Genomic DNA, 14,606 nt, shown 5'->3' on the forward strand with positions numbered 1-14,606 from the left:
TTATGACAGCTAATCTACAAGCCTACAAAGCTCATCTGCAGGCGCCTTGGGGCAAGCTTCAGTATGATATTGTTTTTGCCTTTCTAGAGTCGCTGAGGGGCCAGAAAATCCTTGATTTCGGCAGTGGTTTTGGAATTGTGGCTGATTTTCTAGCGAAAAACAACCAAGTGACCGCCATCGAGCCTAGTTCAGAAATGATTGCTGAGCGCAAGCAGGACTTTTCCTATGAGCAATTGCAAGGCAGCTTGGAGCTTCTGCAAACATTGCCAGACCAGTTTTTTGATGTCATCGTCTGTCATAATGTCTTAGAGTATGTATCTGACCCTGCTCTTTATTTAGCAGAATTTTCCAGACTATTAAAAAAGGGCGGCAAAATTTCTCTGGTTAAGCATCACGAGGTTGGACGAGTTATGCATACGGTGGTTTTTGAAAATGACCCAGAAAAGGCCCAGCAGCTTTTGGCGGGTGAGGCATATCAAACCCACAGCATGGGGGCTGCTAAGGTCTATCAGATCCAAGATGTGATTTCAGGTCTTCCATTAGAAGTTGAGGATTATCAAGGAGTACGAATTTTTTATGGGCTGCAATCCAATGACTACAAAACTGCCCCTGATTGGGCTGAAAAGATGCTTGAGATGGAGCTGGTTGTCTGCAACCAATCTCCTTATCGGGACATCGCTGCCTTTCAGCATGTTTGGCTAGTCAAGTCCTAAATTGAATGAAAAAGTGTTCATTTACATCTTAAACAAACCTCGTAAGGAGAAAGCTTGATGCAAAGGAGAGGAGTCATAGAGCCAGAGCAACCTGTCAATTATGCCCTGCTCAGCCTTTTTCAATATATTGCTTCTGTTTTGGTGATTATGGTCCATTGCCAGAGGCTTTTTGAACATGAAGCTCTACATTTTATTCAGAAGAGTATGTTTGGCCGCATGGCGGTCCCTTTCTTTTTAATTTCTTCAGCCTATTTTTTCCGAGTACACTGGAAGCAAGAGCCTCAAGCTGTGAAACTAACTCTGTATATTAAAGGCATTTTAAAGGTTTATGGTTTTTGGAGTCTGGTCTACCTTCCCTACGCCTTGACTTATTTCCAATCACTGCATTTGCCCCTCTACCTAGCTCCTCTGGCTATTCTAGCAGCGCTCTTCTACATAGGAATGAGCTACCAGCTTTGGTATATTCCTGCCTTTCTCTTAGGTTTACTGCTGGTCCATTTTTTGTATAGGAAGTTGGGTCCCAAGAAAACATTTGTTCTTTTACTGGTTCTCTTTGCCTTAGGTGCTATTGAGACTTATCACGCCTACCTGGCGCCTAGCCTGCTGACAGACTGGTATGATGCTTATGCCAAGCTCTTTTTCACTAGCAGGAATGGCCTCTTCTATACGCCCATTTTTATCTATTTAGGCTACTTTCTAGCTGATTACGGGCAGGTAGCATTATTTCAGAAAAAACGCTGGCTGTCTCTTCTGCTGGCAAGTCTTTTCCTAGCAGGTGAAGGATTGCTGGTTTACATCAGGCAGGGACTGGATAAAAACTTTTTCTTTGCTCTCATTCCCTTTACACTTTTCTTATTTAACTGGCTACTAAAAGCAGAGTGGAAGCGCGAAAAAAACTGGCGACATTTAAAAGATCTAAGTATCCTTTATTTCTTCCTCCATCCTATCTTTATCGAGTTATCTTTCTTTCTGCTCAAATCCCAGCAGCTGACCAAGTGGGAAAATGGCCGTTGGGCCTTCCTTCTGACGATTATCCTGACCCATCTGACGTCAGAATTAGTGATTCGATGGCGAGGGAAAAAAACAGAAAAGAAATGAAAGCTTAGTTTTTTTGAAGAAGATCATATAGAGCGTTAAGAGTAACTATCAATTTTGAATAGAATTAGCTATAAAAACATTTCAAAGGAGTTCCACATGCTTGAACGTCTACAACAGCAGCTGGCTTTTACCAATGAGCTGGAAAAGCTGAAAGCCACTCATCGCAACAATCGTACCTTGGATGCCTATCGTTTTGAGAATTCTGCTGAGCATAGTTGGCAGGGGGCGCTCATGGCGCTAGTTTTTCGAGAATATATTCCCGAAGAAGTCAATCTGGAAAAAGTCATGTCTATGTTACTGATTCATGATTTGGGCGAAATTTATGCTGGTGATACCTTTATCTTTGACGATGTAGGCAAGAGTGATTCTTACGATAGAGAGCTGGACTCCTTGAAAATCAGTTTGGACAAGCTACCATCAGATCAGCAGGATTCCTTTTTAGAGCTTTGGCAGGAATTTGAAAACGGCATTAGCATAGAGGCTAAATATGCCCGAGTGCTGGACGCTCTGGTTCCTCTGCTCAATCACTTGGAAGTTGCTCAGCCCCAGGATAATCCTTATGGCCTGACCAAGTCACAGGTCATCGCTAAGAAATCCTTTATTCAAGAGACCTCTGAAACTCTTTGGGAATTGGCTCAGGAAGTTATTGATCAAAGTGTTGCCAAGGGGCTTTACCTAGATGAGTGAGCCTGAGGGCCTTGCTCGTAGATAGAAAGTTTGGAGAGTGGGACAGAAATCGGTAATTCGTTAGAATTCGATTTCGTCGTCCCACCTCCGCACAGTTGAGTAGGGCTGTAAAAGCTGATGAAATCAGCGTAGTAGAGCCCACTCAACCACTGCGTCTTGCTCGACAATCCAAAGACAATTGAGAGGCTAGGACTTTTGTCCCAGCCTCTTTCATGTTATAATATTCAGACAAGATTGAACGGAGAAAGTGTTTCACTTATCATGATTAGCTCAAAATACGACTGGCAGTTTGCCACAAATTTTACAGACGAAAAATTTTTAAAACAGGCTAAGAAAGCTGGATTAGAACCCGCCGCTGCCAGTCTTCTTTACCAAAGAGGTGTGCAGACTGAGGAGGCTTTACAGGAATTTTTGGAGCCTAGTTTAAACCAGCTTCATGACCCTTATGACCTGCATGATATGGAGCGGGCAGTGGAGCGCATTCGTGCAGCGATTGAGAATTACGAGCAGATTTTGATTTATGGCGATTATGATGCTGATGGGATGACCTCAGCATCTATTGTCAAGGAAGCCTTGGAGCAGTTGGGGGCTGAGTGTCAGGTCTACTTGCCTAATCGCTTTACGGATGGTTATGGTCCTAATAGCAGTGTTTATAAGTATTTTATTGAAAATCAAGGTATTTCGCTCATTATTACAGTAGATAATGGAGTGGCCGGCATTGAAGCTATCGAGCTGGCCCAGTCTCTGGGTGTGGATGTCATCGTGACGGATCACCACTCCATGCCTGAGGAGTTGCCAAATGCCTATGCGATTGTCCATCCGGAACATAGCGGAGCGGATTACCCTTTCAAGCATCTGGCTGGCTGTGGGGTGGCTTTTAAGCTAGCAACAGCCTTGTTGGAAGAAGTCCAAGTCGAACTTTTGGACTTAGTGGCCATTGGGACCATCGCTGATATGGTCAGTCTGACGGGGGAAAATCGGATTCTGGTTAAATATGGCCTTTCTGTTCTCAAAAATACCCAGCGAGTAGGTCTTCAGGAACTCTTCAAAATAGCTGGTATTCAGCCTGATGAACTGGATGAAGAAACGGTTGGCTTTCAGCTTGCCCCCCGACTCAATGCCTTGGGACGATTGGATGACCCCAATCCAGCGGTTGAGCTTTTGACTGGCTTTGATGATGAAGAAGCTCGTGACATTGCTCTCATGATCAACCAGAAAAATGATGAGCGCAAGGAAATCGTCCAGCAGATTTATGAAGAAGCACAAACCATGCTGGATCCTAAGAGACCAGTGCAGGTGCTGGCTAAGGAAGGTTGGAATCCTGGAGTGCTAGGGATTGTCGCTGGGCGCTTGCTGGAAGAGCTGCACCAGCCAGTCATAGTGCTCAATATTGAGGATGGCATCGCTAAGGGCAGCGCCCGCAGTATTGAAGCGGTCAATATTTTTGATGCCTTGGACAGTCATCGTGACCTTTTTGTAGCCTTTGGCGGCCATGCTGGAGCAGCTGGTATGACTCTTGAAGCAGACAAGCTAGAAGAGTTGTCTGATATTTTGACAGCTTACATCTCAGACAATGATTTGGATTTGACTGGCAAAACAGTCCTGTATTTGGACGAGGAGCTGCACCTGCCAGAACTGACCCTGGATACACTCAAAAGTTTTGAAAAACTGGCGCCTTTTGGTATGGACAATAAGAAGCCGCTTTTTTACCTCAAGAACTTTAAAGTGGACAATACTCGGACTATGGGGGCTGGCAACAGTCATCTTAAGCTGAAAATTTCTCAGGAAGATGCATCTTTTGAAGTAGTAGCTTTTGGGCAAGGAAGCCTGGCGACAGAGTTTGCCCAGACCAAGAATCTGGAGCTGGCTGTCAGCCTCTCTGTCAATAAATGGAATGGACAGACCAGTCTCCAGCTCATGCTGGTAGATGCCCGTGTGGACGGTGTTCAACTTTTCAATATCCGCAGCAAAAATGCGACGCTGCCTGATAAGGTTCCAGTCTTGCGTTTCACAGAGGAATTGCCGGATTTGACAAATAGTAAAGCAGTTGTAATTTACGACCTGCCTGATGATTTGCAGGTCTTGAAAAAGATTCTTCAGTCTCAGGATTTCGAAGCGATTTACTTTAAGAATGAGATTGCCAAGCCCTACTATCTGACAGGTTATGGTAACCGTGAGCAGTTTGCCAAACTCTACAAAACTATCTACCAGTTCCCTGAGTTTGACGTTCGCTATAAGCTCAAGGACCTAGCTGCATACCTGAAAATCGACACTATTCTCTTGGTCAAAATGATTCAGATTTTTGAAGAACTGGGCTTTGTCAGCATCACAGAAGGCGTCATGAAGGTCAATAAGGAAGCTGAAAAGAAAGAAATTGAAAGCAGTCGTATTTACCAAGACCTCAAGCGCCTAGTCAAAGAACAAGAACTCATGGCTCTGGGCACTGTGCAGGAGATTTATAATTATTTGATGGAGAGATGAGATGGTACCAGACTAAGCCAAAGCCTTGCAAAGGAGAACATTTTAGATGAATGAAATTATCCTGAGCTTTAAACCAGAATTTTTTAAAGCTTTGCTAACAGTAAAAAAGCATTTTGAATATCGTTCAAGGATTCCTGAAAAAGAAACGGTAGCCTATTTATATCTTTCCTCACCCGCTAAGATGATTGTTGGGAAAATGGTTTTAGGTCAGCGTAATAATATCCAACACTTTTTAGAAAATTCAGATTTAGCCAATAGTAGTCGTTCATATTTGGAAAAACATTTGCAAGAAGGTGCTAAGTATTTTTCTCCAATTTACTCCCTGTCTCTTCTTGACTCGCCTATATCATTGAAACAAGCTAAAGAATTATCACCGAGATTTAACGCTCCTCAAGGCTATAGTTATATGTCGAATTATAAAGAATTGAATGATTTTCTTGAAAAATCTGTATTTTCAATATTTGAGATTAATCCATCTAATGATTTGGACTTATTAGGCTTATTTACGAAGGATATTGTAAAAAATTATGAACAAGAAATAGCAACACCACTTTATTTAGAGCAATACATTTAATTTTGACTTGCCTAGAAAAAACGATTATAAAGGTTAACCAACTCAATCCCAGCCTCAATAAGGTGGTCTATAAATGAATGAAACATACTCTTTTAAATTAAATAATCTATCCCCTTAAAAAATAACTTTTCTATTACCATTTGGATGAAAAAGTGATATAATAGAGAGTAAAAAAATTTTTTGAAAGAAAGTATATCATGAATTTAAAAGACTACATTGCAACAATCGAAAATTATCCAAAGGAAGGCGTGACATTCCGTGATATCAGCCCATTGATGGCAGATGGAAATGCTTATAGCTACGCTGTTCGTGAGATTGTGCAATATGCGACAGACAAGAAGATTGACATGATCGTTGGACCGGAAGCTCGTGGCTTTATCGTTGGCTGTCCTGTTGCCTTTGAGTTAGGAATCGGCTTTGCTCCAGTCCGCAAGCCTGGTAAGCTTCCTCGCGAGGTTATCTCAGCTGACTATGAAAAAGAGTATGGTATGGATACCCTGACCATGCATGCGGATGCTATCAAGCCAGGTCAGCGCGTTCTAATCGTAGATGATCTCCTTGCGACTGGTGGAACAGTGAAGGCGACGATTGAGATGATTGAGCGCCTTGGTGGCGTGGTGGCTGGTTGTGCCTTCCTTATTGAGCTGGATGAGCTCAAGGGTCGCGAAGTTATCGGCGATTACGACTACAAGGTTCTGATGCACTATTAATACATAGTTTCTAACTATATCTAGTTAGAGAAAAAGTATAATTGAAAACTATATCTCCTTTCAGTATAATGAAAGTATATTGGATAAACAAAGAATAGGCTGGAAAAGTATTTCCAAGCCTTTCTAACGATTGAAGGAGATATTTTCATGCCAATTAAGATTGATAAGAAACTGCCAGCTGTTGACATTTTAAGTTCTGAGAATATCTTTGTCATGGATGACGATAGGGCGGACCATCAGGATATCCGCCCTCTGAATATTCTGGTACTCAATCTCATGCCCCAAAAAATGGTGACAGAAACTCAGATACTGCGCCATTTGGCTAATACTCCGCTGCAGTTAACTATTGACTTCCTCTACATGAGCTCTCATCAGTCTAAAACGACACGCGCAGAGCATATGGAGACTTTTTATAAGACTTTTGATGAGGTTAAAAATCGCTATTTTGATGGCTTGATTATCACTGGTGCACCGGTAGAGCATCTGCCTTTTGAAGCAGTGGACTACTGGGAAGAGTTCCAACGGGTGATTGAATGGTCCAAGACCCATGTCTTTTCGACTCTGCATATCTGTTGGGGAGCTCAGGCTGGACTTTACGCTCGCTACGGCGTGGACAAACACCAGATGACACGCAAATTATCGGGTGTTTATAGCCAGTTGGCTGACAGCAGTAATCTGCTTTTCCGTGGCTTTGACGATGAGTTTTATGCGCCGCATTCCCGTCATACTGAAGTTCTGAAGGAAGATATTGTCAATCTGACCAATCTGGAAATTCTTTCGTATGGAGAGAATACGGGCCTCTCTGTGCTGGCTAGCCGGGACTTGCGAGAGGTGTATAGCTTCGGTCATATGGAATACGACCGCGATACTCTATCCAAGGAGTATTTCCGCGACTTGAAGGCAGGGAAGAATCCACACATTCCAGAGAATTATTTTAAAAACGATGATGTCCATACGACACCGGCCTTGTGCTGGAGTTCGGCCGCTGCACTCTTTTTCAGCAATTGGGTCAATTACGCTGTCTATCAGGAGACACCTTTCGACTGGGAGAGTCCTGAAAATGATGTATCGTTTTTTGCTTATCTATAAGAGGTGACATGACTTATTTATCAGCTTTTAAATCGGGCAATCTAGTAATCCCGAGTGCCCTTCTTTTACATTTTAAGGACATCTTTGATTCCAGCGATGATTTTTTGGTTTGGCAGTTTTTCTATCTGCAAAATACGACTTCCTTGGAAGAGCTGGCGCCTAGTCAGATTGCGGAGCATATTGGCAAGACCCTGTCAGAAGTCAATCGCTCTATGTCCCATTTGACGGAGAAAGGTCTCTTGCAGTATAAGACCATTGAGCTGAATGGAGAGACAGAGGTTATCTTTGATGCTTCGCCGGCTTTGGAAAAGCTGGATGAACTGCTGGCAGCCAAAAGTGGTCTGCAGACTGTGGCAAAGGCACCTCAGAATGTCTTGAAAGACTTGGTGGAGACCTTCCAGCAGGAGCTGGGCCGTCTCTTGACACCCTTTGAAATTGAGGATTTGACTAAGACTGTTCAAGACGACAAAACCAATCCTGACTTGGTCAAGGCTGCCCTTCGTGAGGCTGTGTTTAATGGCAAGGCCAACTGGAAGTATATTCAGGCTATCTTGCGCAATTGGCGCAAGGAAGGTATCACTACACTTGCTCAGGTAGAAGCCAAACGGGAAGAACGTGAAGCAGCTAATCCTCAAAATGTGACAGTTTCAGATGATTTCCTCAATGCCATGAATTTGTGGAAGGACTGATTTTATTAGATTTATGGTGGCCTGTTTGATATGACAGGCCCTTGGTTTTATAAAAAAGGAGAAAAGTATGACCTATCAATTGCCAAAAGTCTGGTCTGCTGCGGACAGCGACCAAGGAAAATTTTCAGGTATCAATCAGCCTACTGCAGGCGCACGCTTTGAGCAGAAGCTTCCTGTCGGTAAAGAGCCTTTTCAGCTTTATTCACTTGGGACTCCTAATGGGGTCAAGGTGACGATTATGCTGGAGGAACTACTGGCAGCGGGTATCACTGAGGCAGCCTATGACCTCTATAAGATCAGCATCATGGATGGCGACCAGTTTGGCTCAGATTTTGTGAAACTCAATCCCAACTCCAAGATTCCGGCCTTGTTGGACCAGTCAGCCGATAAGCCGATTCCTGTCTTCGAGTCTGCGAATATCCTGCTCTATCTGGCGGAGAAGTTTGGAAAGCTGATTCCGTCAGATTTGGCTGGTCGGACTGAGGTGCTCAACTGGCTCTTCTGGCAGACAGGAGCGGCGCCCTTCTTGGGGGGCGGATTTGGTCATTTCTTTAACTATGCTCCAGAAAAGCTAGAATATCCTATCAACCGCTTTACGATGGAAGCCAAGCGACAGCTGGATTTATTGGATAAAGAATTGGCCAAGAAAGCTTATATAGCTGGAGAAGACTACAGTATTGCTGATATTGCTATCTGGTCTTGGTATGGTCAGTTGGTGCAGGACAAGCTTTATCCAGGCGCAGCTGAGTTCTTGGATGTCACCTCCTACAAACATCTAGTTACTTGGGCGGAGAAGATTGCAGCTCGTCCGGCAGTCCAGCGCGGTTTAGCTGCCGAGTATCAGGAAATCAAATAAAAAAGTGATGGGTAGAACACCCATCATCAAGTGGCGAGACAAAATCAGTTTATCGAAAGGCTGATTTTTCCTCCGCTGCTTTTTTTATACCCTTAAAAATGATATACTGAATAGAAGAATGTTTAGAAAAGAGTAAGCAATGCAAAAAAAGACTATTTCCCAACGCTTGGAGCGAGTAGCTGCTTTTGTGCCGGATGGTGCTAAGCTTCTGGATGTTGGGAGCGATCATGCCTATCTGCCTATTTATCTGATTCAGGAGGGGCGGATTGAGAAGGCTCTGGCTGGAGAAGTGGTAGAGGGGCCTTTTCAATCTGCCCAGAAAAATGTTGCAGAGCATGGGCTGACGAAGCAGATTGAGGTTCGTCTTGCCAATGGTCTGGCGGCTTTTGAAGCGGTAGATCAGATTGACACCATCGTTATGGCTGGCATGGGTGGTCGCTTGATTTCAGAGATTTTGGAAAATGGCAGAGCTAAGCTTGGGTCTATTTCCCGCTTGATTTTGCAGCCCAATAACCGAGAGGATGAGCTTCGCAGCTGGCTGGTATCTAACGGCTTTCGCTTGCTGGCTGAGGATGTCCTAGAAGAGGCGGGGAAGTTTTACGAAATCCTAGTAGCAGAAGCTGGGCAGCAAACTTTGACAGAGCAAGAAAAGCGTTTCGGACCTTTTCTGATGAAGCAACAGTCACCTGCTTTTCAGCTAAGATGGCAGAAAGAACTGAAAAAACTCGAAGAAGCACTGGCTCGTATCCCAGAAAAAAATGAGTTAGAACGCTTTGCTATGTCCCAAAAAATCGAAAGTATCAAGGAGGTGCTCCATGCTAGCAAGTAAAATCATCGCCCGTTATGAAGCTTACTGCCCGAAAGAGCTGTCCATGGAGGGCGACATTTCAGGCCTGCAAATCGGGACTTTGGATAAGGAAGTGGACAAGGTTCTAGTGGCGCTGGATATTCGTGAGCAGACGGTGGCGGAGGCTATTGAGGCAGGTGCTGGACTGATTATTGTTAAGCATGCGCCTATCTTTCGCCCGCTTAAGGACCTAGTGGCGGATAAGGCGCAAAATCAAATGATTTTAGACCTCATCAAGCATGATATTGCTGTCTATGTCAGCCATACCAATATTGATGTCGTGGAAGACGGGCTAAATGACTGGTTCTGTCAGCTTTTAGAGATTGAGGAGACAAGTTTTCTCAGTCAGACGGGGCCAGATCACGGTATTGGTCGCGTGGGGAAGATTGCTCCTCAGACCTTTGGGGACTTTGCGGCTAAGGTCAAGGCAAGTTTTGGACTAGATAGTTTGCGTATGGTCACTTATGAAGAAGCAGACCTCGAACGCGTTATTGAGCGTGTGGCTATCTGTGGTGGCAGCGGTCAGTCCTTTTATCAAGAGGCCATTGCCAAGGGAGCGCAGGTCTACATAACAGGTGATATTTACTATCATACTGCCCAGGAAATGCTGACAGAAGGTCTTTTGGCGCTGGATCCTGGACACCATATTGAGGTTCTTTTTACGGAAAAATTGAAAGCAAAGCTTGATTCTTGGAAGGCAGAAGAGGGCTGGGAGATTGAGATTCTGGCTAGTCAGGCTTCGACCAATCCTTTCCGACATATTTGAGAGGAAGCGATATGAAAAGAGTAGCAGTGATTGGAGCTGGGATTGTCGGCTCAACAGCAGCTTATTATCTGTCCAAATCCCCAGATGTGGAGGTGACTGTCTTTGATGACGGCAAGGGGCAGGCAACCAAGGCAGCTGCAGGCATTATCAGTCCTTGGTTTTCCAAGCGTCGCAACAAGGCTTGGTACAGGATGGCGCGTCTGGGCGCTGATTTTTATCAAGACTTGATTGCGGAACTGAAATCGGCTGGAATCAAGACAGACTTTTACCAACAGACAGGTGTTTATCTGCTGAAAAAGGATGAGAGCAAGCTGCAGGAGCTTTATGATTTGGCTGCTAATCGTCGAGAAGAGTCGCCTCTAATTGGGGAGGTGAGTCTTCTCAGTCGTCAGGAAGCCTGGGAGAAATTTCCAGACTTACAAGGATTTGAGCGGCTTCTCTATGCTTCCGGCGGGGCCCGGGTGGAGGGAGCACTCTTGACGAAGACGCTTCTGAAAGCCAGCAAGGCAGAGTTGGTTGAGAAAAAGGTAAGTCTGATAGTGGAAGGGGAGGAACTTCTGGTTGATGGTTGTAACTTTGACTGTGTTGTCTTGGCTGTGGGAGCTTGGCTAGGAGAAATCTTGCAGCCACTGGGCTATAAGACAGATGTTCGGCCGCAAAAGGGACAGCTACGTGATTTCAAGCTGGCTGAAAAGACGGATGACTACCCAGTTGTTATGCCTGAGGGCGAGCTGGATATCATTCCCTTTCTGGCAGGCAAGGTCAGCGTCGGTGCCAGTCATGAAAATGATCAGGGCTTTGATTTGACGGTAGATAAGAAAGTGCTGAATCAGTTGCAGCAAGAAGCGGAAACTTACTTGCAGAGGTTAGCTACTGCAGAGATTTTAGGTGAGCGCGTGGGAACACGGGCTTATACCAGCGACTTTGCACCTTTCTTTGGAGCTGTTCCAGACTTACCGCATGTCTACGCTGCCAGCGGATTAGGCTCTTCTGGTCTGACAACTGGCCCGCTTATCGGACGCCAATTGGCCCAGATGGCTCTAGGAGAAGCGGGGCTGCTGAATCCAGCTGACTATCCTATTGAGCGGTATGTGAAGAAGGTTTGATATGGCAGAAACCATTTTGAATTGGGTCAATATTTGTGTGAAAAAAGATGATGAAATTTTACTGCTTAATCGCAAGCATGATAACTTTAAAGGGTGGATACAACCAGGTGGCTTCACCAGTCTGGGGATAGAAAAAGCTTAGATTTTTACCTTCGTAAGAGTTTCCAGAATCTTTTTTCGAAGCTGCAAGGCGCGAATTAAAAGAAGAAACAGGGCTGACTGCTCTAAACTTGGAATTGAAGGGGATTTCAGGCTTCACTAATCCGAGTAAAAAAGAACGGTATGTGTATTACGATTTTCTTTGTACTGCCTTTGAGGGGCAAGTTAGGGGAAACGCTCATGAAGGGGAGCCAAAATGGTGGAAGATTTCGGAACTTGGCCAAATAGATATGCAGGACGACATACGTGAACGTTTGCCTCTCTACTGGCGGAAAGGCTCTTTCGAGCGGATTCATTACTGGAATGAGGAAGAGCACTGTATAGGGGAAACCAAGACGATTTTGTATGATTGATTTCAGAGGATAAGGAGAAGTTATGGACTGGTTACGATCGCAGCCTGTAGTTATGCAGGCATTCTTGGCTGGGCTTTTTACATGGGGGTGTACTATTGTAGGCTCAGCTGTTGTATTTTTCTTTAAAAAGGTCAGCCGTAAGCTGCTGGATATTATGATGGGATTTGCGGCAGGGGTCATGATTGCGGCTTCCTTTTGGTCGCTTCTGGCGCCGTCGATTGAATATGCGCAAAGTTCTTATGGCAAGCTGTCCTGGCTGCCTGCAGCGATTGGTTTTTTAGTGGGAGGTTTTTTCCTGCGGCTGATTGATGCGGTAGTGCCTCACTTGCACTTGAGCAAGGATATTTCGGAGGCTGAGAGTGTTTCTGAGCATAGCCGAAAGAAGCTGTCCAAGACAGCCCTGCTCTTTTTAGCCATTACCATTCACAATTTTCCAGAAGGTTTGGCAGTCGGAGTAGCCTTTGGTGCTTTGGCCGCCAATCCTAGTCCAGAAGCCTTTGTCGGCGCGATTGGCCTAGCATTGGGAATTGGCCTGCAAAACGTCCCAGAAGGAGCGGCTCTATCCATTCCGATTCGGACGGACGGCAAGTCTCGGCTTAAAGCCTTTTACTGGGGTTCTATGTCCGCGATTGTAGAGCCAATCGGGGCTGTTCTGGGGGCAGTTGCTGTTATGGCCATGACGGCTATTCTGCCCTATGCCCTATCCTTTGCAGCAGGCGCCATGATTTTCGTGGTGGTAGAGGAGCTGATACCGGATTCGCAGACCAATGGCAATACTGATGTGGCGACTTTAGGTCTCATGGTGGGCTTTGTTCTCATGATGGTCTTGGATGTGGCTTTGGGCTGATGCCAACTTGGAATCAAAGAGCGGAAGAAAGCGGAATTTCCGCTCTTTTTCTTTTATTTAAGGGTAGTGAAAAGGATGACATCCGCTTTCAAAAATGGTAAAATAAAGGGAATACATTAAGAGAGGAAACTCATATGAAAGGTATTATTCTTGCAGGTGGATCTGGGACTCGCTTATATCCATTGACCCGCGCTGCGTCAAAACAGCTCATGCCGGTTTATGACAAACCCATGATTTATTATCCACTGTCAACTCTTATGCTGGCTGGTATCAAGGACATCTTGATTATCTCCACTCCAACGGATCTGCCTCGTTTTGAGGATCTGCTGGGTGATGGCTCTGAGTTTGGTATCAAGCTCTCTTATGCTGAGCAGCCAAGTCCGGACGGGCTGGCACAAGCCTTTATCATTGGGGCTGATTTTATTGGAGATGACCGCGTGGCGCTGATTCTTGGGGATAATATTTACCATGGACCAGGTTTGAGTAAAATGCTCCAAAATGCTGCGGCTAAGGAAAAAGGGGCAACGGTTTTTGGCTACCATGTTAAGGATCCAGAACGCTTTGGTGTTGTAGAATTTGATGAAAATATGAATGCTATCTCCATTGAAGAAAAACCGGAACAACCGCGCTCTAACTATGCAGTAACAGGACTGTATTTCTATGATAACGATGTTGTAGAGATTGCCAAGAATATTAAGCCAAGTCCTCGCGGAGAACTGGAAATCACTGACGTTAACAAGGCTTACTTGGAACGTGGCGATTTGTCTGTTGAGCTTATGGGACGTGGTTTTGCCTGGTTGGATACAGGTACCCACGAAAGTCTCTTAGAAGCCGCTCAATATATCGAAACAGTTCAGCGTATGCAGAATGTTCAGGTGGCAAATCTGGAAGAAATTGCTTACCGCATGGGCTATATCACTAAAGAGCAAGTGCATGAATTGGCGCAGCCATTGAAAAAGAATGAATACGGCCACTATCTCTTGCGCTTGATTGGAGAAGAATAAGAAGATGACGGAACAATTTTTTGATAAGGAATTAGCAGTGCGTGAGGTCCCTGGAATTCCAGGAATGCTGGAGTTTGATATCCCTGTACGCGGGGACAACCGAGGCTGGTTTAAGGAGAATTTCCAAAAGGAAAAAATGCTGCCACTAGGCTTTCCTGAAAGCTTCTTTGCAGAAGGAAAACTGCAAAATAATGTCAGCTTTTCTCGTAAAAATGTCCTGCGTGGCCTTCATGCTGAACCATGGGACAAGTACATCTCTGTTGCAGATGACGGTAAGGTGCTGGGAACTTGGGTAGACCTGCGTGAAGGCGAGACCTTTGGCAATACCTACCAGACAGTAATTGATGCCAGCAAGGGAATTTTTGTGCCACGTGGTGTAGCCAACGGCTTCCAAGTCCTTTCTGACACGGTTTCGTATAGCTATCTGGTGAATGACTATTGGGCTTTGGAACTCAAACCGAAGTATGCCTTTGTTAACTATGCAGACCCGGCTCTGGGAATCCAGTGGGAAAACCTAGAAGCAGCAGAAGTCTCAGAAGCAGACAAGAACCATCCATTACTTAAGGATGTCAAACCTCTAAGAAAAGAAGATTTGTAAGAAGAATTCTTTTCTGATTCATTAATTGA

The 14,606-nt window shown here is 44.9% G+C and carries 15 protein-coding genes and 1 pseudogene; all 16 read left to right on the top strand.

Features of this window, described 5'->3' with window-relative positions:
* Positions 1-2: 2 nt before the first annotated feature.
* The 16 genes and pseudogenes from K1I80_RS01905 (at position 3) to K1I80_RS01980 (ending at position 14,577) form a co-directional block, all read left to right on the top strand.
* The gene (locus K1I80_RS01905; protein WP_002906310.1) at positions 3-713 is read left to right on the top strand and encodes a class I SAM-dependent methyltransferase; all 711 of its coding nucleotides are present in this window, start codon (positions 3-5) and stop codon (positions 711-713) included.
* A gap of 57 nt (positions 714-770) precedes the next feature.
* Positions 771-1,811, top strand: coding sequence for an acyltransferase family protein (locus tag K1I80_RS01910; protein ID WP_223313072.1), 1,041 nt, complete (start codon positions 771-773; stop codon positions 1,809-1,811).
* A gap of 96 nt (positions 1,812-1,907) precedes the next feature.
* Positions 1,908-2,498, top strand: coding sequence for an HD domain-containing protein (locus K1I80_RS01915; RefSeq protein WP_223313071.1), 591 nt, complete (start codon positions 1,908-1,910; stop codon positions 2,496-2,498).
* A 261-nt stretch (positions 2,499-2,759) separates the two neighbouring features.
* On the top strand, positions 2,760-4,979 hold the full coding sequence (recJ, locus tag K1I80_RS01920) for a single-stranded-DNA-specific exonuclease RecJ (protein ID WP_223313070.1): 2,220 nt from the start codon (positions 2,760-2,762) through the stop codon (positions 4,977-4,979).
* Between the two features lie 46 nt (positions 4,980-5,025).
* A complete protein-coding gene (locus tag K1I80_RS01925) occupies positions 5,026-5,553 on the top strand; it encodes a hypothetical protein (RefSeq protein WP_004186488.1) in 528 nt (175 codons plus the stop codon).
* Between the two features lie 197 nt (positions 5,554-5,750).
* Entirely contained in the window at positions 5,751-6,263 is a 513-nt protein-coding gene (locus K1I80_RS01930; RefSeq protein WP_002906315.1) for an adenine phosphoribosyltransferase, read from the top strand.
* A 147-nt stretch (positions 6,264-6,410) separates the two neighbouring features.
* Positions 6,411-7,352 carry a homoserine O-acetyltransferase MetA gene (gene metA, locus K1I80_RS01935; RefSeq protein ID WP_223313069.1) on the top strand — a complete coding sequence of 314 codons (942 nt, stop codon included), beginning with the start codon at positions 6,411-6,413 and terminating at the stop codon, positions 7,350-7,352.
* A gap of 8 nt (positions 7,353-7,360) precedes the next feature.
* Positions 7,361-8,041 (top strand): DnaD domain-containing protein, encoded by a 681-nt coding sequence (locus K1I80_RS01940; protein WP_002906317.1) that lies wholly within the window; start codon positions 7,361-7,363, stop codon positions 8,039-8,041.
* A 67-nt stretch (positions 8,042-8,108) separates the two neighbouring features.
* Positions 8,109-8,897: a glutathione-dependent disulfide-bond oxidoreductase gene (gene yghU, locus K1I80_RS01945; protein WP_223313068.1), complete on the top strand. Its 789-nt coding sequence runs from the start codon at positions 8,109-8,111 to the stop codon at positions 8,895-8,897.
* A 139-nt stretch (positions 8,898-9,036) separates the two neighbouring features.
* Entirely contained in the window at positions 9,037-9,726 is a 690-nt protein-coding gene (locus tag K1I80_RS01950) for a tRNA (adenine(22)-N(1))-methyltransferase (protein ID WP_049541137.1), read from the top strand.
* On the top strand, positions 9,713-10,510 hold the full coding sequence (locus tag K1I80_RS01955) for a Nif3-like dinuclear metal center hexameric protein (RefSeq protein WP_223313067.1): 798 nt from the start codon (positions 9,713-9,715) through the stop codon (positions 10,508-10,510). The genes K1I80_RS01950 and K1I80_RS01955 overlap by 14 nt, the downstream gene beginning before the upstream one ends.
* Before the next feature lie 11 nt (positions 10,511-10,521).
* Positions 10,522-11,616 carry an NAD(P)/FAD-dependent oxidoreductase gene (locus K1I80_RS01960; protein ID WP_223313066.1) on the top strand — a complete coding sequence of 365 codons (1,095 nt, stop codon included), beginning with the start codon at positions 10,522-10,524 and terminating at the stop codon, positions 11,614-11,616.
* 1 nt (position 11,617) lies between these two features.
* Positions 11,618-12,128: pseudogene (locus K1I80_RS01965) on the top strand (NUDIX domain-containing protein).
* 22 nt (positions 12,129-12,150) lie between these two features.
* On the top strand, positions 12,151-12,975 hold the full coding sequence (gene tmpA / locus K1I80_RS01970; RefSeq protein ID WP_223313065.1) for a ZIP family manganese transporter TmpA: 825 nt from the start codon (positions 12,151-12,153) through the stop codon (positions 12,973-12,975).
* Positions 12,976-13,109: 134 nt separating this feature from the next.
* On the top strand, positions 13,110-13,979 hold the full coding sequence (rfbA, locus tag K1I80_RS01975; protein WP_002913447.1) for a glucose-1-phosphate thymidylyltransferase RfbA: 870 nt from the start codon (positions 13,110-13,112) through the stop codon (positions 13,977-13,979).
* Between the two features lie 4 nt (positions 13,980-13,983).
* Entirely contained in the window at positions 13,984-14,577 is a 594-nt protein-coding gene (locus K1I80_RS01980) for a dTDP-4-dehydrorhamnose 3,5-epimerase family protein (protein ID WP_223313064.1), read from the top strand.
* The last annotated feature ends 29 nt before the right edge of the window (positions 14,578-14,606 follow it).

It is taken from the genome of Streptococcus sanguinis (genome assembly GCF_019929225.1).
Classification (GTDB): Bacteria; Bacillota; Bacilli; order Lactobacillales; family Streptococcaceae; genus Streptococcus; species Streptococcus sanguinis_J.